Here is a 25,183-nt window from a genome sequence, read left to right as displayed (position 1 = left end):
CACCCGCCGGAAGAATGCCAGCATGGTCCCCGGAGCTGTCCGGGAAGACCCGCCATGCAAAGACGTAGCCTGCTCAAGGCCGCCGCCGCCGCACCCGCCGCATCGCTGTCGGTATCGCCCTCCGGCCCGGCCATCGGGCAGGACATGCGCGCCCGCACCCTGCGGATGGTGCCGCAGGCGAACCTCACCTCGCTCGACCCGATCTGGACCACGGCCGGCGTCACCGAGAACCATGGCTGGACCATCTTCGACACGCTGTATGGGCTGACCGACGACCTGCAGGTCCGGCCGCAGATGGCGGAAGGGCACCAGGTCTCGGACGACAAGCGGGCCTGGACGATCCGGCTGCGGGAGGGGCTGCGCTTCCACGACGGGGAACCGGTGCTGGCCCGCGACTGCGCCGCCAGCCTGGCCCGCTGGGCCCGGCGCGACACCTTCGGCCAGTCGCTCGGCGCGGTGGTGGAAGCCTTCGAGGCGGTGGACGACCGGACGCTCCGCATCCGCCTCAAGTCGCCCTTCCCGCTGCTGCTGGAAGCCCTGGCGAAGCCCTTCGCCAATGCGACCTTCATCATGCCGGAACGCCTGGCGAAGACCGATCCCTTCCAGCAGGTGACTGAGATGGTGGGCTCCGGCCCCTACCGCTTCGTCGCCAACGAATACATCTCCGGCAGCCGCGTGGTCTATGCGAAGCACGACCGCTACGTGCCCCGCCAGGAGGCGCCGAGCCGCACCGCCGGCGGCAAGGTGGCGCATTTCGACCGCGTCGAATGGACCGTCATCCCGGACAGCGCGACCGCCTCCGCGGCGCTGCAGTCCGGCGAGATCGACTGGTGGGAGCAGGTGAACCCGGACCTGATCCCGGTGCTGCGGCGGACCCGCGGCGTGACCATCGAGATCACCAATACCCTGGGCTACATCGGCTTCAGCCGCTTCAACCACCTGCACCCGCCCTTCGACAACCCCGCCATCCGCCGCGCGGTGCTGCATGCCGTCAACCAGGAGGACTACGTCCGCGCGGTATCCGGCAACGACCCGGAGGCCTGGCGGACCTGCCATTCCATGTGGCCCTGCGGCACGCCCTATGGGACGACGACGGGCTCCGACGCCCTGGCCGGCCCGCGCGACCCGGAGCGCGTGCGCGGCATGCTGCGGGAGGCTGGCTACAAGGGCGAGAAGGTCGTCATCATCAACCCGACCGACTTCCCGACCATCGGCCCCTTCGGCCAGATCCTGGCGGATGCGCTGCGCCGCTGCGGCATGACCGTCGAGCTGCAGGAGATGGACTGGGGCAGCCTGGTGCAGCGGCGGGTCTCCAAGGAGCCGGTGGAGAAGGGCGGCTGGAGCATCTTCCACACCTGGTGGCCGGGCATCTCCATCATCAACCCGGCGGTCAACGCCCCCATCCGCGGCGCCGGCGAGCGCGGCTGGTTCGGCTGGTACAGGAACGACCGGGTGGAGGCGCTGAGCGCCGAATGGCTGCTGGCGGAGGGGGAGGCGGAGCAGAAGCGCATCGCCGAGGCGATCCAGCAGGAAAGCTGGCAGCAGGTGCCCTTCCTGCCGCTGGGTCAGTTCTTCATCCGCACCGCGCATCGCGGGCTGACGGGCGTGCTGAAGGGGACCTCGCCCTATCCCTGGAATATCCGCCGGAGCTGACGGGGTTCCGGGCGGCGGCGCGACGGCGGGCATGGCCTGCCGCCGCTGCCGCGCACCCGCTTCGATGCAAAATCGCCATTATGTCGATTAGCATGTATTTAATATGTCTCGTCGATTCAAGACGAAACGCATGCGGCATCATGGACACTTTTGGGTAACCGTTGGTTGGATAGTGGTCTTTCCAGGACAGCTATTCAGACGGGTGGTCATGAAGCACATTCGCAATAAAAATTGTCGATTGACTGCCATGAAGTCCATGGCAATTCTTCCGATTGCCGCAGTTATCGGCGGCGTTTCACCCGCTTCTGCCCAGCGTATCGTCAATGGCGACCAGACGCTCTCCGGTGTTCTCGATGGCGCCCGTGGCGGCGGATACATGGTGCAGGGCGGGACCCTGACCATCAACAACGGCACCCTGTCGAATTTCCGCACCGTCGGCGGTGCCGGCAGCGGCGGCGGCGCCGGCCTCGGCGGCGCCATCTTCATCAACAACGGCGCCACCGCGGTGCTGAACGGCGTCAACGTCATCGGCAACAGCGCCGTCGGCGGGCTCGGCGGCACGACCTCCCTGACCGGTGGCGTCCTCAATTCCATGTCGCTGCCCGGGCCGGCCGCGACCGGCACGGCCGGCTTCACCTGGGAAGACAACCGCAACCTGGTCGGCGACGGCAACGGCAACGGCCTGCCGGGCACCTTCGGGCGCAACGGCGGCACCGGCGCTGGGCTCGGCGGCACGGGCGGCCGCGGCGGCGACGGCCAGGCCGGCTGGAGCGAGAACCCGACCCTCCAGGGCGCGGTGGCGACGGCCTCGCTCACCGTCACCTCGGTCGGCCTGGCACTGGCCAATGCCTATGCCGCCAGCGTGGCGGCCTGCGCCAATCCCTTCACCGCCAATCTCTGCGGCACCAGCGCGCTCGAGATCGCCCAGGCCACGGTCGATGTCGCCAACGCGGGCACCGCGCTCGGCCTCGCCAGCGCCCAGCTCGCGGCCTGGAACGAGGCCAACAACCGCGGCCAGGTCGGGCTCGGCGGCGATGGCGGCGCCGGCGGCGATGGCGGCAACGGCGCCTCCGGGGCCGGCGGCGGCGCCGGTGGCGCGGGCGGCAATGGCGGCGCCGGCGGCGCCGCGGCCCGCGCCGGCCTCGGCGGGGCGGGTGGCACCGGCGGCATGGGCGGCTTCGGCGCCGGCGGCGGCCGCGGCGGCGACGGCGGCTACGGCGACCTGCGCGGGACGGCGGGCGCCGGCGGCGAGGCCGGCTTCGGCGGCGGCGTCGGCAGCAACGGCACCGGCCAGAGCGTGGCGACCTCGCGCGGCGGCGGCGGCGGCGCCGGCCTCGGCGGCGGCATCTTCGTGCGCGAAGGCGGCACCCTCCGCATCACCGGCGACGCCTTCTTCTCCGGCAACAGCGCCATCGGCGGCAGCAGCCAGAACCGTGGCGCCGCGGGCGACAGCGCCGGCGCCGACCTGTTCATGATGCAGGGCGCGACGGTGATCCTCGATCCCGGCGCCGGCCATGTCATCACCTTCAACGGCGCCATCTCGGACACCTCCAAGCCGAAGGACTACGGCGCGGCGGAAGGCGGGCCGACCGACGGCGCCGGGCTGTCGATCAACAGCGGCCTGGTGATCTTCAACGGCGCCAATACCTATTCCGGCGCCACCGTGCTGAACGGCGGCGTGCTGCGGGCGACCGATGGCATCGGCCTCGGCACCGACAGCAACCTCACCTTCAACGGCGGCGTCTTCGAGACCAGCGGCGCCTTCGCCCGCTTCCTCGGGCCGGAGAACGGCCGGGTGAGCTGGCTCGGCTCGGGCGGCTTCGCCGCGCGCGGCGGCGACCTGACGGTGACCCTGAACGAGGGCCTCGGCATCCGCTGGGGCAACGACAGCTTCGTGCCGGCCGGCCGCGCCCTGATCTTCGGCTCGGACAGCGCCGACGGCCGCGTCACCTTCACCAACGACATCGACCTGGCGGGCGGCACCGGCACCGTCCTGGTGAAGGCCAACGGCAACCCGGCCAGCGATGCGGTGATGACCGGCGTGCTGTCGAACGGCGCCCTCGTCGTCGGCGGCCCCGGCTATGCCGGCCGGCTGACCCTGACGGCGGAGAATACCTACGCCGGCACCACCACCGTGGCGCAGGGCGCGACCCTGGCGCTGACCGGCACCGGCAGCATCGCCAACTCCTCGCTCGTCACCGTCAACGGCCGCTTCGACATCGCCGGCACCGAGGCCGGCACCGCCGTCGCCGGCCTCGCCGGCAATGGCCAGGTGGCGCTGGGCGACCGCTCGCTGACCCTGACCGATGCGACCGGCACCTTCGCCGGCACCATCGCCGGCAACGGCGGCGTGGCGGTCACCGGCGGCACCCAGGTGCTGAGCGGCACCAACCTCTATGCCGGCCGCACCGGCATCGGCCCCGGCGCCACCCTGGCGCTGGCCGGCAACGGCAGCATCGCCACCAGCGCCGGCGTGACCGACAACGGCACCTTCAACATCGCGGCGACCACGATCGGCGCCGCCATCGCCAGCCTGGCCGGCAACGGCCTGGTGACCCTGGGCGACAAGATCCTCGTGCTGACCAACGCCGCCGACACTTTCAGCGGCAGCATCCGTGGCGACGGCATGCTGGCGGTGGCCGACGGGACCGAGACGCTGACCGGCGTCAACCTCTACGCCGGCCGCACCGCCATCCTGGCCGGTGCCGGCCTCGCGCTGGCGGGCAACGGCAGCATCGCCAACTCCGCCGGCATCGGCGTGGACGGCCGCTTCGATATCGCCGCGACCAATGCCGGCACCTCGGTCACCAGCCTGTCCGGGGCTGGCCAGGTCAACCTCGGCGACCGCAGCCTGACCCTGACCAATGCCGGCGAGACTTTCGCCGGCAGCATCGGCGGCAATGGCGGCGTCACCGTGGCCGGCGGCACCCAGACGCTGACCGGCGTGAACCTCTACGCCGGCCGCACCACCATCGGCACCGGCGCGGCGCTGCTGCTGGCGGGCAACGGCAGCATCGCCAATACCGCGGGCGTCACCACCGATGGCGTCTTCGACATCGCGGCGACCACGGCGGGCGCCGCCGTCGCCGGGCTGGCCGGTTCGGGCCAGGTGGTCCTCGGCGAGCGCAGCCTGACCCTGACCAATGCGGCCGACAGCTTCGGCGGCGGCATCGGCGGCACCGGCGGCGTGGCGGTCACCGGCGGCAGCCAGGTGCTGACCGGCGCGAACCTTTATGCCGGCCGCACCACCATCGGCGCCGGCGCGGCGCTGCTGCTGGCGGGGGATGGCAGCATCGCCGCCTCCTCCGGCGTCACCGCCGACGGCGTCTTCGATATCGCCGGCACCAATGCCGGCGCCTCGGTCGCCAGCCTCGCCGGGGCCGGCCAGGTCAACCTCGGCGCCCGCACGCTGACCCTGAGCAATGCCAGCGAGAGCTTCGCCGGCAGCATCGGCGGCAGCGGCGGCGTCACCGTCGCGGCGGGCACCCAGTCGCTCGCCGGGGCCAATGGCTATACCGGCCGCACCGCCATCGCCGCCGGCGCCGGGCTGGTGCTGCTGGGCGACGGCAGCATCGCCGCCTCCTCGGGCGTTACCGCCGATGGCCGCTTCGACATCGCCGGGACCAACGCGGGCGCCGCCATCGCCAGCCTCGCCGGCAACGGCCAGGTGAACCTCGGCGCCCGGACGCTGACCCTGACCAATGCCAGCGAGACCTTCGCCGGCACCATCGGCGGCAGCGGCGGGCTCGAGATCGCGGCCGGCATGGCCGTGCTCGCCGGCAACAACGGCTATACCGGCCGCACCGGCATCGCCACCGGCGCCACCCTGGCGCTGGCCGGCGCCGGCAGCATCGCCGCCTCCTCGGGCGTGGCCGTGGGTGGCCTGTTCGACATCGCGGCGACCGATGCCGGGGCCTCGGTCACCAGCCTGTCCGGCAACGGCCAGGTGAACCTCGGCGACCGCAGCCTGACGCTGACCAATGCCAGCGAGACCTTCACCGGCAGCATCGGCGGCAACGGCGGCCTGGCGGTGACCGGCGGCACCCAGACGCTGACCGGGATCAACAGCTATGCCGGCGGCACGCTGGTCAGCAACGCGATCCTGGCGGTGAACGGCGACGGCGCGCTCGGTGCGCCCGGCGGCGGCATCGCGCTGCAGGACGGCACGCTCCGCGCCACCACCAGCTTCGCCTCGGCGCGCGCGGTGACGCTGACCGGCAACGGCACGATGGACACCAACCGGCAGTTCCTGACGCTGTCCGGCAACATCGGCGGCAGCGGCGGGCTGACGGCGGCGGGCGGCGGCACCCTGACGCTGACCGGCACCAATACCTACAGCGGCGGCACCCGCATCATCGAGGCGACGACCCTGGCCGTCGGCTCGGATGCGGCACTCGGCGCGGCCGGCGGCAACGTGGTCATCGGCAACGGCAAGCTGCTGGCGCTGGGCGACTTCACCACGACGCGGCCGATCACGGTGAATGCCGAGGGCGTGGTCGATACCAACGGCCATGCCGTCTCGCTGGCCGGCCCGGTGACGCTGGTGGTCGACAACGGCCAGAACCTGGCCTTCACCGGCACCTCCCGCGTCATCGGCCCGCTGGTGCTGGATGCCGAGGGCCTGGTGGTGGCGGCGAATTCCACGCTGCGCGGCACCGGCACCGTCTCCACCCCGACGACGGTCCTGGGCACGCTGGCGCCGGGCAACAGCCCGGGCACGCTGACCTTCACCGCCCCGCTGACCATGACCCCCGGCTCGACCCTCGCGCTCGACATCGACGGCACGGGCACCGGGACCGGCGCGGGCAACTACAGCCGCGTGCTGGTGCAGGGCGCCGGCAGCCGCTTCGTCGCGGCCGGCACCCTGCAGCCGATCCTGCGCGGGATCACCGGCAATGCCTCCAACGCCTATGTGCCGGCGGTGGGGCAGAGCTTCGAGGTGGTGCGCACCGACGCCGGGATCAGCGGCAGCTTCCAGCGGCTGGTGCAGCCGACGGCGGGCCTGCTGAACGGCAGCCGCTTCGATGCGCTCTACACCACCAACGCGCTGACCCTCTACGTGACGCCGGCCCGCTATGCCGACCTCACGCCCTTCGGCCTGAACCTGACGGGCAACCAAGCCTCGACCGCCGCGGCGCTCGATGCCTTCCGCCCGGCGGCGGGGGTCAGGACCGACCTGGCGACGACGGCGGCGCTGGGCACACTGTTCAGCCAGACCCCGGGCGCCCTGCCGGCGATCTACAGCCGGCTGTCGCCCACCGTGTACGGCGATGCGCTGGTGGCGGGCGTCGAGCGCAGCCGGCTCTTCGGCGGCGCGGTGGCGGAACAGGCGGCGGCGCGGCGCGGCAACGCCGCGCAGCCCGGCATGAGCATGGTCACCAACGAGCGGGGCGTCACCGCCTGGGCGACCGGCATCGGCCAGAACGCCCGGTTCGGCGCCTCGGGCAACACCGGCTTCAGCGCCTCCAGCGGCGGTGCCGCGGTGGGTGCGGATGTCCGGCTCGGGGCCAACTATCTCGCGGGTGTCGCGGCCGGCTATACCGGCGGCCGCGTCAACTCCCGCGGGACGGGCGCCAATGCGGACCTGGATATGTTCCACCTGACCGCCTACGGCAGCTGGACCAGCGGCCGTGTCTTCGTCGATGGCCAGCTCGGCCTGACCCATGCGGAGGTGACGGCGCGCCGTGACCTCGGCGTGTTCCAGACCCAGGCGCATGGCAAGGCGGGCGGCTGGGGCGGCAATGCCGACCTCCAGGTCGGGGTCCAGTACGCGCTGGCCGGCTGGTCGGTGCAGCCCAGCGTCGGGCTGCGCTACGACGGGCTGGGCCGCGACCAGCTGACCGAGACGGGCGCCGGCGCGCTCGCGCTCTCGGTCCGCAGCGACGACATCGCCAGCTTCCGCAGCATGGCGGGGGCGCGGGCGGAACGGCGGTTCGACCTGGGCGGTGGCTATCACCTGACCCCGGCGGCCCGGCTGTTCTGGACGCATGAGCTGGCCGACGTGACGACGGCGACCTCGGCGGGCTTCGCCTCCGCGCCGGGTGCCCAGATGCGCAGCGTCAGCGCCAAGGGCGGCCGGGACGGGGCCATCGCCGGCCTCGGCGCCAGCCTGCAGGTGCCGGGCAACATCGTGGTCTATGCGAACTACAACGCGCATATCCGCGACAACACCACGGCCCAGGCCATCACCGGCGGCCTGCGCTTCGCCTGGTGAGGCTTCGGCCGGGCCCGGGGCGGAAGCTCCGGGCCCGGCCAAACCGGCCCGGCCAACATCCCGTCACGGGCCATGCATCCCGGCCGCCCTCGCCTCGTTGAGGCGGCCAGGAGGGGTCACATGAGCAAGGACGGGTTGCAGCATGGCCCGCTGGGTCCGCGCTGCGCGCATCTCTGCATCGACATGCAGAATCTGTTTGCCTGGAAGACGGATTGGCACACGCCCTGGATGGATCGCGTGCTGCCAGTGGTCCGGAGCCTGGCCGAGGCAAGGCCGGAGCGGACCATCTTCACCCGCTTCATCCCGCCGGAGCGTCCCGGCACCGGCGCCGGCACCTGGCGCCGCTATTGGCAGCGCTGGCCGGGCATGACGCGGGAGGCGCTGCCGCCCGGGGCCACCGAGCTGCTGCCCCCCCTCGCCCGGCTGGTGCCGCCGGCCGAGGTGCTGGACAAGGCGGTCTATTCCCCCTGGCAGGACGGCACGCTGCATCGCCGGCTGACCGAACGCGAGGTCGATACGCTGATCATCAGCGGCGCCGAGACCGATGTCTGCGTGCTGGCCGCGGTGATCGGCGCGGTGGACCTCGGCTATCGCGTGGTGCTGCCGATGGATGCGCTGTGCAGTTCCTCCGACCGGACGCATGACGCGCTGCTGACGCTCTACCAGGACCGCTATGGCCAGCAGGTCGAGGCGGTGACCGCCGCGGTGATCCTGGAGGCCTGGACGTAGCGCGCCTCGGGGCCCGGTTCAGCGGCGGTGCGGCGGGGCCACCACGCCATGCCGCCGCAGCTCCGGCCCCAGGCGGCCCAGCGCCGCGAGCCAGGCCAGGCGCAGGTCGCCGCGCAGCGACCAGGCGGGGTAGGTGAAGGTGGCCGGCCGGTTCCGCTCGATGACCAGATGCGAGATCCAGGCGCAGCCATAGCCGATCAGCGGTGCGGCCAGGACCAGCCACCAGGGGCCCAGCAGCAGGCCCGCGGCCAGCGCGGCGGCGGCCGTCCAGGTTCCGGCGACATGCACCGCGCGCGTCGCCGGCCTGGCGTGTTCGCGCAGATAGAAGGGCCAGAAGTCTTCGAAACGCTGGAATTCGGCAGGCATGGAGAGGAGACTGCGCCATCGGCCCGCGCCAGTCCAAGCCCGTGGGCGGGGAAACACCTGCCCAGGCATCAACTTCCCCGCAGCAGCCGCGTTCTGGGCAAGGCGCCGTCCTTCCGGCCCTTGTCAGCGGGGCGAGGCCGGACCAAGCCTGTGGTGGCGCAACACCCGGTACGTCTTGGCGTCACCCCCGCTGCGCCGCCCGCTTCCAGCATTACGGAGCCGCATGTCCGAAGCCGATCGCGTCTTTGCCCGCATGGTCCCATCGGAGCCACACCCCGCCCCCGAGGACAGGCAATATCTTCACATCGCGCCGCGCAAGCGCGGGCCCGACGCGGGCCAGGGCCGCGTGGTCGAGGTCGTCCACCGCCGTTCGGACCGCTCGGCCGAGGCGCCACGGGATCCGTCGCGGGGCGGGCGCGCCAATGCCCATGCCGAGACCTGGCCGGAGGGTTTCCAGGCCCGGTCCGCGCCGGTGCCGCCCCACGACCTTCCGGCCGCGGCGCCGGAGCCAGCGCCGCAGGTCGGCCATGTGATGCCGGGCTGGGAGCCGCTGCTGGCACCGGCCGAGCCCGCCACCCCACCACCTGCCGCACCGCAGCGCCAGCCGAAGGCGGCGGCGGCTCCGAAGCCGCAGCCCACGCCGGGACGCGCCTTCGCCGATCCCTTCGCCACCGAGGATACCGGCGCCAACTGCATGCGCTGCGGCTACCTGGTCGAGCCGGCGCGGGAGAAGCAGGGCCTCATGACCTGCGCCGGCTGCGGCTGACGGGCCACGGTTCAGCGCCCTGATTCGGCCCGGCGCAAGCTCCACCCGGAAAAGGGACCGCGCCGCAGCGGGAACGGTCCTCCCGGGGCGACGTTAAGCCGCCGCTGACAGGAGCATCCTTCCATGAACAACATCATCTATATCGTTGGTCTCGTCGTCGTTGTCGTCGCCGTGCTGGGCTTCTTCGGCCTCCGCTGAATCCGGCCTGGCCGGCGCAGGCCGTGACGATGGGCGGTGCGGCAGGCCGCCCTGCGCATCGTCACGGCCTGCGTCGCCTTTAGTGGTGCACCGGCTTGCCGCCGGGCCCCTGCGACATCCGGTCCACATAGGCGATGCCGATCGCCGACAGGATGAAGAGCGCGTGGATGATGGCCTGCCACATGATGCCGGCCTCCGTCGTCGTGCTGCGTTCCGTCCCGAGGTTGCTGGCCGCGATGAAGGTCCGCAGCAGGTGGATGGAGGAGATGCCGATGATCGCCATCGCCAGCTTGATCTTCAGCACGCCGGCATTGACGTGGCTCAGCCACTCCGGCTCATCCGGATGGCCCTTCAGGTTGAGGCGTGAGACGAAGGTCTCGTAGCCGCCGACGATCACCATGATGAGCAGGTTCGAGATCATCACCACGTCGATCAGGCCGAGGACGATCAGCATGATGTCCTGCTCCCCGAAGGAGCCGGCATGGCTGACGAGGTGCCACAGCTCCTTCATGAAGAGCAGCACGTAGATGCACTGGGCGACGACCAGCCCGAGGTAGAGCGGCAGCTGCAGCCAGCGCGAGCCGAAGATCAGCGCGGGCATCAGGCCGAGGGGCTGACGGCTCCGGCCTGCGGTCTCAGGACTTGCGGACATGACGATCCTGTTAGGTTTGCAGGATCGCTGGATAGGCGAAAGCGCCAGTCATTCCAAGTGCGTTGATGTTTCAGACGAAGGTCAGCAGCCGCCGCGGGTTGCCGATGGTGATGGCAGCGATCTCGGCCTGGGTGAAGCTACGCGCGGCCATCATCGGCACCACGTTCTCGAAGATATGGCCATAGCCATGGCCGCCCCAGCGGGTGAGGCGGGTGCGGTAGCAGATGTCGTGGCTGATCACGACGCGATCCAGATGGCCGCGGGCGATCAGTGCCCGGATCATCCGCAGCCGGACGGCATCGTTCGGCATGTCGATGTCGGACAGGCCGTAGTAGGAGGCCTCCTGCCCGAAGAGGTCGAATTCGACCACCACGCCGCTGTCGGCCAGCCGCAGCAGCCGCGTCTCGTCGAAGATGGTGCGGTCGATGTGGCTGATGATGACGCGGGAGGCATCGGCGCCCGCGGCGCGGATGAAGTCGGCGGCTTCCTGCGGCTGGTCCGGGTCGCGACCGGGATGGACGTTCAGCGCCGCGCCGGTCTCCGCCATGGCCAGCACGGCGCCGGCCATCACCCGCTTCTCCTGCGCGGTCCAGGGCGCTTGGCAGCCGATCTCGCCGATGATCCCGGCGCGGACTTCGCTGCCCCAGGCGCCAAGCTGGATCTGGTCGATCATCTCCGCGGCGAAGTCGTCCGGGGTGCGGGTGGCATTGGCCGGGTCCTGGTATTCATGGACGTAGTGGCCGCAGCCCATGACGATATGCACCCCGGTCTCCGCCGCCAGCCGGGCCAGGGCGGGCGGGTCGGGGTCAAGCCCGCCGCTGCTGAGCTCGACCAGGGTGCGGCCGCCGGCGGCGCGCAGCGCGGCCAACTCGCCGGCCGCGGTCGGTTCGTGCCGGAAGCGCAGGTTGCCGGGGACCTTGCGCTTGCGGCCGTAGTTGATGGCGAAGCAGTTGCAGAGCGTGATCTCGGGCCCCTGGTCCGGCTCCGCCCGCATGGCGGGGGAGCGGATGTCCCAGATCAGGTGCTCATGCATCAGGGTCGGGCCGAGCTCGCCCGGGTCGATCGGCCCCAGGACGGTCTGCGCCTTGCCGCGCAGCGCGTCGCGGGTGAGGCGCATCAACCCGGCAGCCCCAGCACGTTCTTCGAGAGGATGTTGCGCTGGATCTCGTTCGAGCCGCCGTAGATGGTGGCCGGCCGGGCCTGGATGAACTGGCCGGTCGGGTGGAGGTTGCGGTTGCCCTCCATCGGCTCCAGCAGCCCCGCGTTCTCGCCGGCGATCTCCAGCATGGTATCGGTGATGCGCTGGAATAACTCGGTCTGGATGATCTTGAGCATCGACACATCCGGGCCGAGGCTCTCGCCGCGCTTCAGTTTGGCGACGAAGGTGCCATACAGCGCCTTCAGGTCCTCCAGCTCCAGCCGCAGGCGGGTGTAGCAGTCCTGGAATTCGGCGTCCTCGAAGACGCCCATGCGCTCGGCGAGGATGCGGAGACGCGAGAGCGCGTAGCCGGACTGGCGGGGCGAGCCGAGGAAGATGCGCTCGAAGCTGAGCAGGGCCTTGGCCATGTCCCAGCCCTTGTTGAGCTGCCCGACCAGGTTGGCCTTGGGCACCCGGACATTGTCGAAGAAGACCTCGCAGAACTCGTCATGCAGCTCGAGGTTGATGATGGGACGCACGGTGATGCCGGGCGTCTTCATGTCGACCAGCAGGAAGGAGATCCCCTCCTGCTTCTTCGCATTCTTGTCGGTCCGGACGAGGAGGAAGATCCAGTTGGCGTCGGTCGCCAGCGTGGTCCAGATCTTCTGGCCGTTGACGACGTAGTCGTCGCCGTCCGGCACCGCCTCGGTCCGCAGCGCGGCGAGGTCGGAGCCGGCGCCGGGCTCGGAATAGCCCTGGCACCAGATGTGCTCGCCGGTGAGGATCTTCGGCAGGAAGAATTGCTGCTGCGCCGCGGTGCCGTACTTGATGACCAGCGGGCCGAGCATGACGATGCCATGGTCGTTGGTCCGCGCCACGCCGTAGCGCTCGTATTCCTCGGTCAGGATGATCTGCTTGGCCGGGGACAGGCCGAGCCCGCCGTGCTCCTTGGGCCAGCCGGGGCAGAGCCAGCCCTTGTCGGCCAAGGTCATGTACCAGGGCTTGTTCTCGCTCCAGTGCAGGCGCTTCGGCGGGTTGCGCAGCTCTTCCGGGTAGTTCTCGTGCAGGAAGGCGCGGACGACCTGGCGGAAGTGCTCCTCCTCCAGGCTGTCGAGCTCGGTCGGGGCGGGGATGCGGAGGGCGTCCATGATTGTCAGCTCCCGGTGAAGCCTGGCGCGCGCTTGCCGAGGAAGGCGGCGCGGCCCTCGTTGAAATCGGCGGTGAGGAAGAGGGTCGCCTGGAAATGGCGTTCCTGCTCCAGCGCACGGTCGAGGCCTTCGCCCAGCATCTGCTTGGTCAACGCCATCGGCGCGGGGGCCTGTTCCGCCAGGAACTTGGCCTTCTCCAGCGCGGTGGCAAGGGCGTGGCCCTTGGGCACGACATGGTCGACCAGGCCGATGCGCTCGGCCTCGGTCGCGGTCATCTGGCCATGGTACAGCAGGATCTGGCGCGCCTTGCCCTGGCCGACGCGCATCGGCAGCGTGTGCGGCAGGCCGAGGTCGGCCATCAGCCCGATCTTGCCAAAGCCGGCGCCGAGCCGGGCATCCTCCGCCGCGACGATGGTATCCGAGGCGCAGGCGAGCGAGAGCCCGGCGCCGACGCAGAAGCCCTCGATCGCCGCGACCACCGGCTTCGATCCCAGCACCATCAGCCGGACCAGCTCGTGCGAGAGCCGCATCCGCTCCCGCCCGTCGAGCGCGGTCGAGACATCCATGCCGGAGATGTCGCCGCCGGAGCAGAAATGCCCACCCGCGCCGGTGAGGACGACGGCGCGGACGGTCTTGTCGCCTTGCGCGGCGCGCAGCGCCTCGATCAGCGCGAAGCGGATCGGCATGGCCAGCGCGTTGCGCCGGGCCGGCTGGTCCATGGTCAGGATCAGCACGCCGCCGTCGCGCTCGGTGAGGAGACGGATGATGGGCTCGCTCATTCGTCCGTCTCCGGGCTGGTCGCCATGAAGCGGCGGCGGTGCAGCGTGGCGCTGCCGTACTGGTTGGCCATGACCATCGCCTTCCGCAGGTACAGGCCGACGTCATAGTCATCCGTGTAGCCGATGCCGCCATGCAACTGGATGCACTGGCGGGTGACGACCATGGCACCCTCGGCGGCGCGGGCCTTGGCGCGGGAGACGGTGGCGCGGCGGAGGTCGCCGGTGGCGCCCTCATCCAGCGTGGCAGCGGCGGCCTCGATGCTGGCGCGGGTGAGCGCGATCTGCATCTTCACGTCGGCGGCCTTGTGCTGCAGCGCCTGGAAGGTGCCGATGATCCGGCCGAACTGGCTGCGGGTCTTCAGGTAGTCGATGGTCATCGCAAAGGCGCGTTCCATGCCGCCGAGCAGGGTGGCGCCGGTCAGCAGCGCCGCCTCGTCCAGCGCGAGCGCCAGGGCATCGCCGATGTCGTCGGCGATGCGGGTGGCGCCGGCGAGGTCCGGCGCCAGGGTGCCGAAGGTCCCGCCGTCCTGGGTCGGCTCGACCTGCAGGGCGCCGCCGACCTGCTCGTACAGCGCGATGCGGCTGGCCTCGCGCACCGGCAGCAGGAAGCTGGTCGCCGCGGCGGCATTCACCAGGAATTTGCGCGGCGCGTCGGGGGTGCCGGGCACCTCCAGCGTATCCGCCCGCTCCTGCCAAGCGACCAGCGGCAGGGCGGTGCCGGCCAGCAGCGCCTCCAGCGGGCCGCCGCCGACGGCGGCGAGCAGGCTGGCCGAGAGCATGGCGGGGATCAGCGGCTCGGGCACCAGCGCGGCGCCGAGTTCCTCCGCCAGGGCGCAGGCCTCGCCCAGGCCGAGGCCGGCGCCGCCTTTCGCCTCCGGCACGCGCAGGCCGATCCAGCCCATCTCGCCCATCTGGCGGAAGGTGGCGGGGTCATGGCCGGGGGCCTGGAAGCGCAACCCGCGGATGCGGGACAGGTCGCCGCCGGGCGGGGCCACGGCGGCGGCGCTGTCGCGGATCATGCGGATGGATTCCGCCCTGGCGTCGTCCTCGAGCGCGGCACTCATCAGGCGCAGTTCCTCAGTTGGTATGCAGGGTGGCGCCGGTCTTGGCCTGGACTTCTTCCAGCGTCACGCCCGGGGCGAGGTCGCGGACCACGAAGCCGCGGCCCTCGACCACATCCAGCACCGCCAGGTTGGTATAGACGCGGTTGACGCAGGCGAGGCCGGTCAGCGGATAGCCGCAGCGCTCGACGATCTTCGGTCGGCCGTCCTTGGTGGTGTGCTCCATGATGACCCAGAGCCGCTTGGCCCCGGCCGCCAGGTCCATGGCGCCGCCCACGGCCGGCGCCGTGTCGTTCTCCGACGTCGCCCAGTTGGCGAGGTCGCCGTTCTCGGCCACTTCGAAGCCGCCGAGCACGCAGAGGTCGATATGGCCGCCGCGGATCATCGCGAAGCTGTCGGCATGGCCGACGAAGCTGGCGCCCTTGGCGAGGGTGATGAGCTGCTTGCCGGCATTGATCAGCCAGGGGTCTTCCTCGCCCTTCGCCGGCGCCGGGCCCATGCCGATGACGCCGTTCTCGGACTGGAAGATCACTTCGCGGGTCGGCGGGACGTGGTTCGCCACCATGGTCGGGATGCCGATGCCGAGGTTGACGCACCAGCCTTCCGGCACGTCGTCGGCGAGGCGGGCAGCCATCTGGTCACGGGTGAAGGGCATGACGGTCCTCCTCTCCTCAGGCTTTCTCGGGCTTCAGCCAGTCGCCGCCGCGGTCCACCTGGACCACGCGGTTCACGTAGACGCCGGGGGTCATGATCATGTGCGGGTGCAGCGCGCCAAGCTCGCGGATGTGCTGCACCTGGGCGATGGTGAGCTCCGCGCCCATGGCCATGACCGGGTTGAAGTTGGCGCCCGAGCCCCGGTAGACGAGGTTGCCCCAGCGATCGCCCTCCCAGGCCTCCACCAGCGCCACGTCGCCCTTCAGCGCCTGTTCCATGACATAGGGCTTGCCGTTGAACTCGCGGGTCTCCTTGCCGCGGGCCAGCAGGGTGCCGGCCGCCGTCGCGGTGAAGAAGGCCGGGATGCCGGCGCCGGCAGCGCGGATGCGCTCGGCCAGCGTGCCCTGCGGGACGATCTCCAGCTCGATCCGGCCCTCGCGGTACAGCGTCTCGAAGACCACCGGGTCGCTGCTGCGGGGGAAGGAGCAGATGATCTTGCGAACGCGGCCGAGCTCCATCAGCCGGGCAACGCCGACCCGGCCGGTGCCGGCATTGTTCAGCACGGCGACGAGGTTGCTGGCCCCCTGCTCGATCAGCCCCTCGATCAGCACGTCGGGCTGGCCGACGCTGCCGAAGCCACCGATCAGCACGGTGGAGCCATCCTTCACGCCGGAGAGCGCCTCGGCCACCGACTGCACGACCTTGTTGATCATTCCTGTCCCTCCCGAAGGGTGGATTGGGTTAGCGCCGCGAGGGGCCGTGGTCCAGCCCCGTCACGCCGCCATCTCGGCGTCTTCAGGGCCATTGGTGATGCCATGCAGCCGCATCGGCACCGGTGGCATGTCGTGCAGCCGCCGCAGCAGCTGCACCGCCAGCCAGGCATCCTCCAGCGCCCCGTGCAGGCTGCCTCCGCGGGAGAAGCCGCAGGCGGCGCTGGCCGGGTTCAGCCCGGCGCGCTGGCCGGGGAAGGCGCGGCGCCAGGTCCGCATGGTGCAGAGCTCCGCCTCCCAGGGGCGGGGCAGGCCGATGCGGGCGAATTCGGTGCCCAGCATCCGGCGGTCGAAGGCGAGGTTATGGGCGCAGCCGAGGGCACCGGCGAAGAACGCCGCCACCTCCGCGGCATGGGCGGCGAAGGGCGGGTGCCGGGCGAGGAAGGCGTCCGACATGCCATGCACCCGGGTCGCGCCCCAGTGGCAGGGCATGCCGGGGGCGAAGGCCAGGTGCAGCGTCGCCTCCGGCTCCAGCCCCGCATCCAGCCGGACGGCGCCGAGCGAGACCACGCGGTCATGGACCGTGCAGCCGGTGGTCTCGGTATCGAAGACCACCACCGGCCCGGCGCTCCAGGGCTGGGCGACCCAGGGCGGCGCCGGCTCGCGCGGCTTCGCCCTGCCGCTCATGCGAAGCGGAACAGCCCGTTGCTGACGACGACCTTGTCCCGCTCGACCACCCGGGCGCGGAAGGCGGCGCCGCCCTCCTCGTGCCAGATCTCGGTGCGGATGGTCTCGCCGGGGAAGACCGGGGAGGAGAAGCGCAGGTCCATCCGGCCGAACTTCGCCACGTCGTAGTCGCAGAGGCTGCGGAGCAGGGCGTGGCAGACGGTGCCGAAGGTGCAGAGCCCGTGCAGGATCGGCCGCGGGAAGCCGGCGCCCTTGGCGATCTCCGGGTCGATGTGCAGCGGGTTGAGGTCGCTGTTCAGCCGGTAGACCAGCGCCTGCTCCGGCCTCGTCTCCAGGTCCAGCGTCACGTCCGGGGCGCGGGTCGGCTCGGGGTGCGGCTGCTTCACCGGGCCGGTCGGGCCGCCGAAGCCGCCGTTGCCGCGGAGGAAGCTGGTGCTGGTGCAGGTCGCCAGCGTCTCCCCGGTGGCGGCATCGACGACGGCGCGTTCGGAGTACATCAGCGCACCCTTGCCCTCGCCGCGGTCGACGATGCCGGTGATGCGGCTGCGGCCGATGACGGTGCCCTCGGTCGGCAGCGGCTTGTGCAGGATGAGGCCCTGCTCGCCGTGCAGGATCTGCTGCCAGACGATGCCGGTATCCTCGTTGCGCGACCAGAAGCCGGGCGAGCCCAGCACCACCGGCATCGAGGGCATGGTCTTCAGCCGCGGCTCGTAGACGAAGTCGAGCTGCTTCTCGTCCATCGGGTCCTGACCCAGGCCGATGGAGAAATTGTACAGCGCCACATCCTGCCAGCGCAGGGTCTGGGTGACCTCGGGGATCGGGTAGTTCAGCAGGTGGTCATAGTCGATGGCCATCAGTGTGCGCTCCCTTCCAGCTCGATCACCGCATCGGCGGCGTAGCAGCCCTGGCCTTCCGGCAGGACCAGCAGCGGGTTGACGTCGACCCCGGCGAGATTCGGCCCGGCGGCGGCGGCGAAGGCCGAGAGCGCGGAGAGCGCCTTGGCCAGCGCCGCGACATCCGCCTTGGGCCGCCCGCGGGCGCCATCCAGCAGCGGGAAGCCGCGCAGCGAGCGGATCATCCGCTCCGCCTCGGTGGTGTCGAAGGGGCAGCGGCTGAAGGAGACGTCCTTCAGGATCTCGATGAAGATGCCGCCGAGGCCGACCATCGCCACCGGGCCGAAGACCGGGTCGCGGAAGACGCCGAGCGCCATCTCCACCGCCCCCTTGATCTGCTTCGCCACCAGCACGCCCTCGATCTTCGCCGCCGGGGCATGCTGGCGGGCGCGGTCGAGCAGCAGGCCGAAGCCGTGGCGGACCGCATCCGCATCCGCGACATCGAGCAGCACGCCGCCGATCTCGCTTTTATGGACAATGTCGGGGCTGAGGATCTTCAGCACGACCGGGTAGCCGATCGCCTCCGCCGCGGCGACCGCCGCTTCGCTGTCGGACGCCGCGTGCTCCGGCACGGCGGGGACGCCGGCGGCGGCGAGCAGCGCCTTGGCCACGGCCTCGCTCGGCGTGGTCGCCGGCAGGGTCACCGCGGGCAGCGGCACCGCGGCGCGCGGCGTCTCGGCCCGGGCGAAGGCGGCGCCGAAGCGGCCCATGGCCTCGATCGCCACGACGGCGCGCGACGGATCCTCGAAGACCAGCCAGCCATTGGCCTCGTAGTCCCGCACCTTGTTCGGGGCGAGCATGGACATGACCCAGAGCCGGTCCGGATACTTCTGCCGCAGCTCCTTCGAGATCTCATGCAGCTTGGGGCCGAGGCTGCGGCCGGCCGCGGTCTGCGACCAGAAGGACAGGATGGAGGTATAGCCGCCGTCGGACGCGACCGATTCGGCGAAGGTGCTGATCAGCTTCAGGTCGTTGGTGACCTGGGCGGTGCAGTCGACCGGGTTGCGCGGCGCGCAGAAGGGGATCAGCGCCCGCAGCTTGGCCTGCGCCTCCTCCGGCATCGGCGGCATCGCCACGCCGGCCGCCTCCGCGGCATCCGAGATCAGCACGCCGGCGCCGCCCGAGACGGTCAGCACGCCCAGCGTATTCTTCGCCGGGTAGATGCGGCGCGTCGCGGCATAGGCGATGTCCAACATCTCCTCCGTCGTCCGCGCCCGGACCACGCCGTATTCGTCCAGCACCGCCTGGGTCACCGCATCGTCGCCGGCGATGGACGCCGTATGGGACTTGGCGGCGGCGCCGCCGAGCTGGCTGCGGCCGACCTTCATCATGACGATGGGCTTGCGGTTGCGCCGGGCCAGGTCGAGCGCCGCGATGAACTGCTCGCTCTCGCGGATGCCCTCGGCATAGGCGCAGATCACGTCCACTTCCGGCGCCTGGGCCATCCAGCCGAGCACGTCGCCCAGCGCCACCTCGGCCTCGTTGCCCGTCGTGATGCAGACCTGGGTGCCGATGCCGCGGTCGAGCGCGGCCGAGAAGATATGCGTGCCATAGGCGCCGGACTGGCTGGCGATGCCGATCCGCCCGGGGACCGGCCAGCCCTTCTCGAAGCTGGCGGTGAAGGTGCCGTAGAAGCGGATGGCATCGTTGAAGACGCCGAGGCAGTTCGGCCCGAGCAGGCGGATGCCGTGCTTGCGGGCGACCGCGGTCATCTCGACCTGCGCCAGGGCGCCGGCATCGTCCATCTCGGCGAAGCCGGCGGTGAAGCAGATGACGGCGCGGCAGCCCTTGCGGCCGAGGTCGTCCAGCGCGGCGATGGCCAGCGCGGCGGGGACGGCGATGATGGCCACATCCGGGGCTTCCGGCAGCGCGTCGATGCTGGGGTAGGCCTGCAGGCCCTGCACGCTCGCGCGCTTCGGGTTCACCGGGTAGATCGCCCCGGCGAAGCCGCGTTCCTTCATGTAGGCGATGGGCCGGCCGCCGATGCGGGCAGGCTCGTCGGAGGCGCCGATGACGGCGACGGACCGGGGCCGCACCAGGGGGTCGAGCGACGCGAAACCCGAAAGACCGGACGGCACCACAGCGGCGGACATTGGCACATTTCCCCTCAATTTTGGCCGGCGCACCCTGCGGGAGGCAGGGCATGACAGCAAGGGGGGCAGGCGTGCGATCCGCCGGGCCGCAGGTGGAACGGTCAGGCCACCAGGGTCAGGCCTGCCTGATGAAGGCGGGCCTCAGGCGTCCTCGTCGTCCTCTTCCTCATCCTCGTCGAGGTCGTCGAGATCCTCGTCGTCGAGGTCCTCGTCGTCCTCGTCTTCGTCCTCATCCTCGTCGAGGTCCTCGTCCTCGTCTTCATCGAGGTCCTCGTCGAGGTCTTCATCGTCCTCGTCCCCGTCGCCGCCGAAACGCAGAGCATCCCGGGGGCACAAGGCCTCCGGGAAAAGCGGCAGGGGGAACAGGGCTTCGGCGGGGGACTCGAGGCGCGGCATCCGTATGGCTCCCTGGCGCGGATCGGCAGGCCAGAGCCTGCGGCATGCGCGCGGGTTTCGGAAGGTCCCTGAACACCCTGGACCCGCGCAGGTTGCGCCGGTCCAGGGTCTTACCCGCGCGATCAGCCCTGGTGCGATCAGTCCCGGCCTGATCAGCCCTGGGCGTCGGGCGAAAGCACCATGCAGGCGCCGTTGCGGCGGAGCCGGTCGCAGACCGCCTGGGCGGCAGGCTGGGACAGGCCGGTGACGCGGGCGCGAAACAGCTTGGTGCGGCCGGTGGCGACCGGCTGGACCATGACCCGGGCGGCGGGGCCACCGGCCTCGCGCGCCGAATTCGCCGCGCCGCGGGCCAGGTTCTCGCTGGCGAAGGCCCCGACCTGGACGGCCCAGGCACCGGACGGGGCCGGCGAGCTGGCCAGGGTCGCCTGGACCGGCATCCGGCCCGGATTGGCCCGCAGCGCATTCGGCAGGCTGCCGGCCTGGGCGGTGCCGAGCAGGCCGAAGCCGCCGCGGGCCGGCGGCTGTGTCAGGCCGGCGAAGCTCGCCTGGCTGGGCGCCGGCTGCTGCTGAGCGGCGCGCAGGGCGGCGAGGGTCTGGCTGGCGGTCGGCGCCGCATGGGCGGCGGCGAGGACACTCGGCCGCGCCGGGCGGGCGGCGGCGAGCTGCGGTGCCGGGGCGCTGTGTGGGGCGGCCAGGGGCGGGGCAGCCAGGGCCGGCGGCGGGGCATAGGCCGGCGGCGGCGCATAGGAAGACTGGGCCGCGGCGGCCCGGCTTTCCGATTCGAGCAGCCGGGCGGCACCCTCGCTGGTGCTGCCGTCCGGAATGGGATCCATCCGCACCACCGGGCCATCATCCAGCGAGGCGAGCCGGACGGGGGCCGCGGCCGGGGCCGGAACATAGGGCTGCGACGACTGGTAGGGCGCCGGCTGGAAGGAGGCAGGCTGGGCCCCATCGCCATACTGGGCGAGCGAGGTCGAGGTGCTGCCGTCCGGGATGGGGTCCATCCGCACCACCGGGCCGGCCGGCAGTTGCGCCACCTGGATGCCGGGCTGCTGGGCGTTCCGCTGTTCCCGCAGGGCCAGCATGGTCGCGCCATCCATCCGGCGCGGGCCGGCCGGGATGCTCAGCGGGATTTCCGCCGCGGCATAGATCTCCGGCGCGACGCGACGGGTCGGGTGATGGGCGACGATGTTCGGGCCGATGCGGGCGACGTAGTTGCGCGTCTCCGCCGGCAGGCCCTTGCTGTTCCAGAGATAGTCCTCGAGCCGCCGCGGACCGGCGTTATAGGCCGCCAGGAAGGCCGGCGAGCCATAGAGGTCGTACATCTCCCGGATATAGGCGGTGCCGGCCATGATGCTGTCGTAGGGGTGGTAGGGGTCGTCGCCGAGCCCGTAGCGCGACTGCAATTCGCGGTAGGTGCCGGGCATGACCTGCATCAGCCCCATGGCGCCGACCGGGCTGGTGGCGCCGGTGCGGCCGCCGGATTCCTGGCGCATCACTTCCCGCACCCAGCGCTCCGGCACGTCGAAGCGGCGGGAGGCCTGGCGGATATAGGGACCCCAGGGGTCCCCCGCCGGTCCGGGCGGGCTGTAGCTGGCCGGACGGTTGTAGCTGCCATGCGTCACCGCCGCATGCGTGGACGGCTGTCGTGACGTCGTGGCCTGCTGGCCGCAAGCGGCCAGCATGGCCAACATCGAGAGGGCAAGCGCCGGTCGCACCAGCCGAGCTGGTGCGTCGCGGTCGATCCCACGCAATGTCCTGGTCCCTTCGGGCATCCCCATTCGCTCCACCGGGTCTTGGACTACCGGGTAACCGAAGCCTGCCCCCCATCGGATCCGCTGCCATCCCCATGGCAATGGACCCCAGGCTGCCCCGAAAACCAGGCGGACGACGAACGTCCTGATGGGTTTAGCCCTACACGCTCGCCATGGCCGCAGGCAAGACCGCTTTGTTATCGCAATACTGTGCGGAGACAGGGACTTGCCCGTTGCAATTTATGGTGGTTCGGCAAACGAGCCAAGCGGCGCTGGCCCCCGCCTTCGCCAGGGTCTATAGGCGCGGCCATGCTGGACCACGCCCTGGACCCTTCCCCGCGCCTGCCCGAGGTGCGTCCCGAGACGCGTTACGTCTTCGATGCCGCCCTGCCACGGCGGCGGGCGGTGGCGCTGGCCGATATCGCCACCGGCGCCCGGCGCTGGCGGCTCTCGGTCGCCCTCGGCAGCCTCGACATCCGCAACCGCTACCGCGGCTCGGTCCTCGGCCCCTTCTGGCTGACGCTGTCGACCGCGGTCATGATCGGCGGCCTCGGCCTGCTCTACTCCTCGCTCTTCAAGATGGAGCTGGCGACCTACCTGCCCTTCCTCGCCGTCTCGCTGATCATCTGGAACACCATCAGCCAGGTCGTCAGCGACGCCTGCACCAGCCTGACCAGCGCCGAGGGCATCATCCGCCAGATGCCGCTGCCCTATTCCGTCCATGCCATGCGCTGCGTCCACCGCAACGCCATCATCGCCGCCCACAACCTGCCCATCATCCTGCTGGTCTTCCTCGCCACCGGCGCCTGGCCGGGCTGGGAGGCGCTGCTGGCCATCCCCGGGCTGGCGCTGCTCGGCATCAATGCCTGCGCCCTGGCGCTGCTGCTCGGCATGCTCTGCGCCCGCTTCCGCGACATCCCCCCGATCATCGGCAGCGTGATGCAGCTCGCCTTCTTCCTCTCGCCGGTGCTGTGGAAGCCCGAGCTGCTGGGCCCGGGCCGCGCCTGGCTGCCGCTGAACCCCTTCTACGCCCTCATGGAGACGGTCCGCGGGCCGCTGGTCGAGGGCGGCGCGCCGATCCTGGTCTGGGTCTCGGCCCTGGCCTACACGGCGATCATGGTGGGGGCGGCGCTGGCCTTCTTCATCCGCTTCCGCGGCCGCATCGCCTTCTGGGTGTAGCGGTCCGATGCCCTCAATCGCCGGGCGGTCGCGCCGCTCCCTTGGCTACGCCGCACCGGCGGCGGGCCGCCTTCGCGGCCTCGGCACGCCAGGGCGTGCCGCAAGAGAAAGCTGACGATGCCCCATATCCTGGCCGAGGCGGTCTCGATCGAGTTCCCGCTCTACCACATCGGCGCCCGCTCCCTGAAGAAGCGCATCCTCGCCAACTCGCCGCTGCGGCTGCGCCAGGACGAGGCCAGCCGGATCGTCGTCGCCGCGCTGCGCGACCTCGACTTCCACATTAAGGCCGGGGAACGCGTCGCCCTCGTCGGCCACAACGGCGCCGGCAAGACCACGCTGCTGCGGACCCTGGCCGGGGTCTACGAGCCGGTCGCCGGCCGGCTCGAGGTCGCCGGCACCATCGGCGCGCTGATCGACCCGAGCGCGGGGATGGACGCCAACGCCACGGGGCGGGAGAACATCATCCTGCGCGGCCTGTTCCGCGGCCTGGACGAGGCCCAGAGCACCGACCTCGCCGAGGAGGTCGGCGCCTTCTCCGGCCTGGCCGAGTTCCTCGACGTGCCGGTCCGGACCTACTCCGCCGGGATGAGCGTGCGGCTGTCCTTCGCCATGGCGACGGTGATGGACCCGGAGGTGCTGCTGATGGACGAGTGGTTCATGGCCGGCGACGCCGACTTCCTCGACCGCGCCCGGGCCAAGATCGAGGGCCTCGTCACCAAGGCCGAGGTCATGGTGCTGGCCACCCACGACATGAGCATCGTCCGCCAGTGGTGCACCCGCGCCATCAAGCTCGACGCCGGCAGGATCGTCGCCGACGGAACCGTCCAGGACGTGCTGGGACCCGCCTGACGGCAGGCGCGTCCCGCGGCAGCGACAGGATCGCGCCGCTGGGGTAAGCAATGGCGGCCTCGGGCGGCAGGCAGGGCGATGGAGCGATGAGATGAGCGAGACGGTCCAGGCGGCGATCCTGCGGTCTGCCGCGGTGCTGGAACGCATGGCGGCCGATGCCGCGGCCTGCGCGACCATCGAGGCGATCATCGACACCGCCGTCGGCAGCCTGCGCGCCGGCGGCAAGCTGCTGTTCTGCGGCAATGGCGGCAGCGCCGCGGATGCCCAGCACTGGGCCGGGGAGCTGGTGGCGCGCTTCATGTACGACCGGCCCGGCCTAGCCGCGATCGCGCTCACCACCGACAGCTCCATCCTCACCGCCGTCGGCAACGACTACGGCTACGACTACGGCTTCGCCCGCCAGGTGGAGGCGCTGGGGCGGCCTGGCGACATGCTCTTCGCCATCTCCACCTCCGGCCGGTCGGGCAATGTCCTGGCGGCGGCGCGGGCGGCGAAGGCGCTCGGCATGTCGGTCGCGGGCTTCACCGGGGAGGGCGGCGGGCCGCTGGCGGAGCTGGCCGACCACTGCCTGCGCGTCCCGAGCGGCGTCACCCCGCAGGTGCAGGAGGCGCATGAGGTGGCCGGGCACATCATCTGCGCCACGATCGAAAGCCGGATGTTCCCGCGCCCGGCCTGAGCCACGGGATGCGCCCGGCGCTCTTCCTCGACCGTGACGGGGTGATCAACCGCGACCACGGCTATGTCCATCAGGTGGAGCAGGTGGAGTTCCTCCCCGGCATCTTCGACCTGGGCCGTGCCGCGGCGGCGCGGGGGATGCCGATCGTAGTCGTCACCAACCAGTCCGGCATCGGCCGCGGCCTCTACACGGAAGCCGACTTCCACCGGCTGATGGACTGGATGCGGGACGCATTCGCCGAGCAGGGCGCGCCGCTCCTCGCCGTGGAATTCTGCCCGGACCATCCGCGGGAAGGGCTCGGGCCCTACCGGCGGGACAATCCGCGGCGCAAGCCGGGGCCGGGGATGCTGCTGGATGCCGCGGCGGCGCATGGGCTGGCGCTGGCCGCCTCGGTCCTGGTCGGGGACCGGGCGAGCGATGCGCTGGCCGGGCTGCGGGCGGGGGTCGGCACGCGCATCCTGGTGGGCGGCGATCCGGCGGAAGCGGCGGCGGCCCCGCCGGGGACGCTGCTGCTGCCCAGCGTCGCCGCGGCGGCATCCTGGCTGGCCGGAGGCGGACCCGGCCGGCCGCGGTGACCCGAGGCGGGCC

Annotated in this window: 21 protein-coding genes; 8 read left to right on the top strand and 13 right to left on the bottom strand. The window is 71.4% G+C overall.

Annotated features, from left to right (window positions below; all coding sequences use genetic code 11):
* Positions 1-54 precede the first annotated feature (54 nt).
* The 3 genes from AC0IW9_RS19950 (at position 55) to AC0IW9_RS19940 (ending at position 8,596) form a co-directional block, all read left to right on the top strand.
* The gene (locus tag AC0IW9_RS19950) at positions 55-1,653 is read left to right on the top strand and encodes an ABC transporter substrate-binding protein (RefSeq protein WP_471650047.1); all 1,599 of its coding nucleotides are present in this window, start codon (positions 55-57) and stop codon (positions 1,651-1,653) included.
* A gap of 256 nt (positions 1,654-1,909) precedes the next feature.
* Complete coding sequence (locus tag AC0IW9_RS19945; RefSeq protein WP_471650046.1) at positions 1,910-7,867, top strand: autotransporter domain-containing protein; 5,958 nt, start codon at positions 1,910-1,912, stop codon at positions 7,865-7,867.
* 120 nt (positions 7,868-7,987) lie between these two features.
* Positions 7,988-8,596: a cysteine hydrolase family protein gene (locus tag AC0IW9_RS19940; RefSeq protein WP_471650045.1), complete on the top strand. Its 609-nt coding sequence runs from the start codon at positions 7,988-7,990 to the stop codon at positions 8,594-8,596.
* An 18-nt stretch (positions 8,597-8,614) separates the two neighbouring features.
* Here the strand turns inward: AC0IW9_RS19940 and AC0IW9_RS19935 are convergent, their stop codons facing one another.
* Positions 8,615-8,962, bottom strand: a complete 348-nt coding sequence (locus AC0IW9_RS19935; RefSeq protein WP_471650044.1) for an Mpo1-like protein — start codon at positions 8,960-8,962, stop codon at positions 8,615-8,617.
* 223 nt (positions 8,963-9,185) lie between these two features.
* On the opposite strand from AC0IW9_RS19935, the gene AC0IW9_RS19930 reads away from it, so the two are divergent.
* Positions 9,186-9,728, top strand: a complete 543-nt coding sequence (locus AC0IW9_RS19930) for a hypothetical protein (protein WP_471650043.1) — start codon at positions 9,186-9,188, stop codon at positions 9,726-9,728.
* Between the two features lie 277 nt (positions 9,729-10,005).
* On the opposite strand, the gene AC0IW9_RS19925 is transcribed toward AC0IW9_RS19930, so the two are convergent.
* From AC0IW9_RS19925 to AC0IW9_RS19870, 12 genes are all read right to left on the bottom strand, one after another.
* Entirely contained in the window at positions 10,006-10,527 is a 522-nt protein-coding gene (locus AC0IW9_RS19925; RefSeq protein WP_471650042.1) for a TIGR00645 family protein, read from the bottom strand.
* A 121-nt stretch (positions 10,528-10,648) separates the two neighbouring features.
* On the bottom strand, positions 10,649-11,695 hold the full coding sequence (locus AC0IW9_RS19920; protein ID WP_471650041.1) for a phosphotriesterase family protein: 1,047 nt from the start codon (positions 11,693-11,695) through the stop codon (positions 10,649-10,651).
* A complete protein-coding gene (locus AC0IW9_RS19915; RefSeq protein ID WP_471650040.1) occupies positions 11,695-12,864 on the bottom strand; it encodes an acyl-CoA dehydrogenase family protein in 1,170 nt (389 codons plus the stop codon). The genes AC0IW9_RS19920 and AC0IW9_RS19915 overlap by 1 nt, the downstream gene beginning before the upstream one ends.
* A 5-nt stretch (positions 12,865-12,869) precedes the next feature.
* Positions 12,870-13,643 carry an enoyl-CoA hydratase/isomerase family protein gene (locus tag AC0IW9_RS19910; RefSeq protein WP_471650039.1) on the bottom strand — a complete coding sequence of 258 codons (774 nt, stop codon included), beginning with the start codon at positions 13,641-13,643 and terminating at the stop codon, positions 12,870-12,872.
* Positions 13,640-14,707 (bottom strand): acyl-CoA dehydrogenase family protein, encoded by a 1,068-nt coding sequence (locus tag AC0IW9_RS19905; protein ID WP_471650038.1) that lies wholly within the window; start codon positions 14,705-14,707, stop codon positions 13,640-13,642. The genes AC0IW9_RS19910 and AC0IW9_RS19905 overlap by 4 nt, the downstream gene beginning before the upstream one ends.
* Before the next feature lie 13 nt (positions 14,708-14,720).
* A complete protein-coding gene (locus AC0IW9_RS19900) occupies positions 14,721-15,359 on the bottom strand; it encodes a 3-oxoacid CoA-transferase subunit B (protein ID WP_471650037.1) in 639 nt (212 codons plus the stop codon).
* Between the two features lie 16 nt (positions 15,360-15,375).
* Positions 15,376-16,071 (bottom strand): 3-oxoacid CoA-transferase subunit A, encoded by a 696-nt coding sequence (locus tag AC0IW9_RS19895; protein ID WP_471650036.1) that lies wholly within the window; start codon positions 16,069-16,071, stop codon positions 15,376-15,378.
* Between the two features lie 60 nt (positions 16,072-16,131).
* Positions 16,132-16,755, bottom strand: coding sequence for a 3'-5' exonuclease (locus AC0IW9_RS19890; protein ID WP_471650035.1), 624 nt, complete (start codon positions 16,753-16,755; stop codon positions 16,132-16,134).
* Positions 16,752-17,609 carry a MaoC family dehydratase gene (locus AC0IW9_RS19885; RefSeq protein WP_471650034.1) on the bottom strand — a complete coding sequence of 286 codons (858 nt, stop codon included), beginning with the start codon at positions 17,607-17,609 and terminating at the stop codon, positions 16,752-16,754. Before AC0IW9_RS19885 ends, AC0IW9_RS19890 begins: the two co-directional genes overlap by 4 nt.
* On the bottom strand, positions 17,609-19,741 hold the full coding sequence (locus AC0IW9_RS19880) for an acetate--CoA ligase family protein (protein ID WP_471650033.1): 2,133 nt from the start codon (positions 19,739-19,741) through the stop codon (positions 17,609-17,611). The genes AC0IW9_RS19885 and AC0IW9_RS19880 overlap by 1 nt, the downstream gene beginning before the upstream one ends.
* Positions 19,742-19,882: 141 nt before the next feature.
* Positions 19,883-20,137 carry a hypothetical protein gene (locus tag AC0IW9_RS19875; RefSeq protein ID WP_471650032.1) on the bottom strand — a complete coding sequence of 85 codons (255 nt, stop codon included), beginning with the start codon at positions 20,135-20,137 and terminating at the stop codon, positions 19,883-19,885.
* Between the two features lie 152 nt (positions 20,138-20,289).
* Positions 20,290-21,912, bottom strand: coding sequence for a transglycosylase SLT domain-containing protein (locus AC0IW9_RS19870; RefSeq protein WP_471650031.1), 1,623 nt, complete (start codon positions 21,910-21,912; stop codon positions 20,290-20,292).
* Positions 21,913-22,200: 288 nt separating this feature from the next.
* Here AC0IW9_RS19870 and AC0IW9_RS19865 point away from each other — a divergent pair, with 288 nt between their 5' ends.
* The 4 genes from AC0IW9_RS19865 (at position 22,201) to AC0IW9_RS19850 (ending at position 25,170) form a co-directional block, all read left to right on the top strand.
* On the top strand, positions 22,201-23,070 hold the full coding sequence (locus tag AC0IW9_RS19865) for an ABC transporter permease (RefSeq protein ID WP_471650030.1): 870 nt from the start codon (positions 22,201-22,203) through the stop codon (positions 23,068-23,070).
* Between the two features lie 117 nt (positions 23,071-23,187).
* On the top strand, positions 23,188-23,919 hold the full coding sequence (locus AC0IW9_RS19860; protein WP_471650029.1) for an ABC transporter ATP-binding protein: 732 nt from the start codon (positions 23,188-23,190) through the stop codon (positions 23,917-23,919).
* Positions 23,920-24,010: 91 nt separating this feature from the next.
* Positions 24,011-24,595 carry a D-sedoheptulose-7-phosphate isomerase gene (locus AC0IW9_RS19855; protein WP_471650028.1) on the top strand — a complete coding sequence of 195 codons (585 nt, stop codon included), beginning with the start codon at positions 24,011-24,013 and terminating at the stop codon, positions 24,593-24,595.
* A gap of 8 nt (positions 24,596-24,603) precedes the next feature.
* Positions 24,604-25,170 (top strand): D-glycero-alpha-D-manno-heptose-1,7-bisphosphate 7-phosphatase, encoded by a 567-nt coding sequence (locus AC0IW9_RS19850; RefSeq protein ID WP_471650027.1) that lies wholly within the window; start codon positions 24,604-24,606, stop codon positions 25,168-25,170.
* The last annotated feature ends 13 nt before the right edge of the window (positions 25,171-25,183 follow it).

It is taken from the genome of Belnapia sp. AC561 (assembly GCF_979252845.1).
This window is presented reverse-complemented; position numbering and strand designations above follow the sequence as displayed.

Bases quoted from the DNA above. Each gene is read 5' to 3' on its own strand.
- AC0IW9_RS19910 (WP_471650039.1), bottom strand. From the start codon at position 13,643: ATGAGCGAGCCCATCATCCGTCTCCTCACCGAGCGCGACGGCGGCGTG.
- AC0IW9_RS19855 (WP_471650028.1), top strand. From the start codon at position 24,011: ATGAGCGAGACGGTCCAGGCGGCGATCCTGCGGTCTGCCGCGGTGCTG.
- AC0IW9_RS19935 (WP_471650044.1), bottom strand. From the start codon at position 8,962: ATGCCTGCCGAATTCCAGCGTTTCGAAGACTTCTGGCCCTTCTATCTG.
- AC0IW9_RS19925 (WP_471650042.1), bottom strand. From the start codon at position 10,527: ATGCCCGCGCTGATCTTCGGCTCGCGCTGGCTGCAGCTGCCGCTCTAC.
- AC0IW9_RS19915 (WP_471650040.1), bottom strand. From the start codon at position 12,864: ATGGACGCCCTCCGCATCCCCGCCCCGACCGAGCTCGACAGCCTGGAG.
- AC0IW9_RS19950 (WP_471650047.1), top strand. From the start codon at position 55: ATGCAAAGACGTAGCCTGCTCAAGGCCGCCGCCGCCGCACCCGCCGCA.
- AC0IW9_RS19890 (WP_471650035.1), bottom strand. From the start codon at position 16,755: ATGAGCGGCAGGGCGAAGCCGCGCGAGCCGGCGCCGCCCTGGGTCGCC.
- AC0IW9_RS19920 (WP_471650041.1), bottom strand. From the start codon at position 11,695: ATGCGCCTCACCCGCGACGCGCTGCGCGGCAAGGCGCAGACCGTCCTG.
- AC0IW9_RS19945 (WP_471650046.1), top strand. From the start codon at position 1,910: ATGGCAATTCTTCCGATTGCCGCAGTTATCGGCGGCGTTTCACCCGCT.
- AC0IW9_RS19875 (WP_471650032.1), bottom strand. From the start codon at position 20,137: ATGCCGCGCCTCGAGTCCCCCGCCGAAGCCCTGTTCCCCCTGCCGCTT.
- AC0IW9_RS19865 (WP_471650030.1), top strand. From the start codon at position 22,201: ATGCTGGACCACGCCCTGGACCCTTCCCCGCGCCTGCCCGAGGTGCGT.
- AC0IW9_RS19905 (WP_471650038.1), bottom strand. From the start codon at position 14,707: ATGAGTGCCGCGCTCGAGGACGACGCCAGGGCGGAATCCATCCGCATG.
- AC0IW9_RS19895 (WP_471650036.1), bottom strand. From the start codon at position 16,071: ATGATCAACAAGGTCGTGCAGTCGGTGGCCGAGGCGCTCTCCGGCGTG.
- AC0IW9_RS19880 (WP_471650033.1), bottom strand. From the start codon at position 19,741: ATGTCCGCCGCTGTGGTGCCGTCCGGTCTTTCGGGTTTCGCGTCGCTC.
- AC0IW9_RS19860 (WP_471650029.1), top strand. From the start codon at position 23,188: ATGCCCCATATCCTGGCCGAGGCGGTCTCGATCGAGTTCCCGCTCTAC.
- AC0IW9_RS19940 (WP_471650045.1), top strand. From the start codon at position 7,988: ATGAGCAAGGACGGGTTGCAGCATGGCCCGCTGGGTCCGCGCTGCGCG.
- AC0IW9_RS19885 (WP_471650034.1), bottom strand. From the start codon at position 17,609: ATGGCCATCGACTATGACCACCTGCTGAACTACCCGATCCCCGAGGTC.
- AC0IW9_RS19870 (WP_471650031.1), bottom strand. From the start codon at position 21,912: ATGCCCGAAGGGACCAGGACATTGCGTGGGATCGACCGCGACGCACCA.
- AC0IW9_RS19930 (WP_471650043.1), top strand. From the start codon at position 9,186: ATGTCCGAAGCCGATCGCGTCTTTGCCCGCATGGTCCCATCGGAGCCA.
- AC0IW9_RS19850 (WP_471650027.1), top strand. From the start codon at position 24,604: ATGCGCCCGGCGCTCTTCCTCGACCGTGACGGGGTGATCAACCGCGAC.
- AC0IW9_RS19900 (WP_471650037.1), bottom strand. From the start codon at position 15,359: ATGCCCTTCACCCGTGACCAGATGGCTGCCCGCCTCGCCGACGACGTG.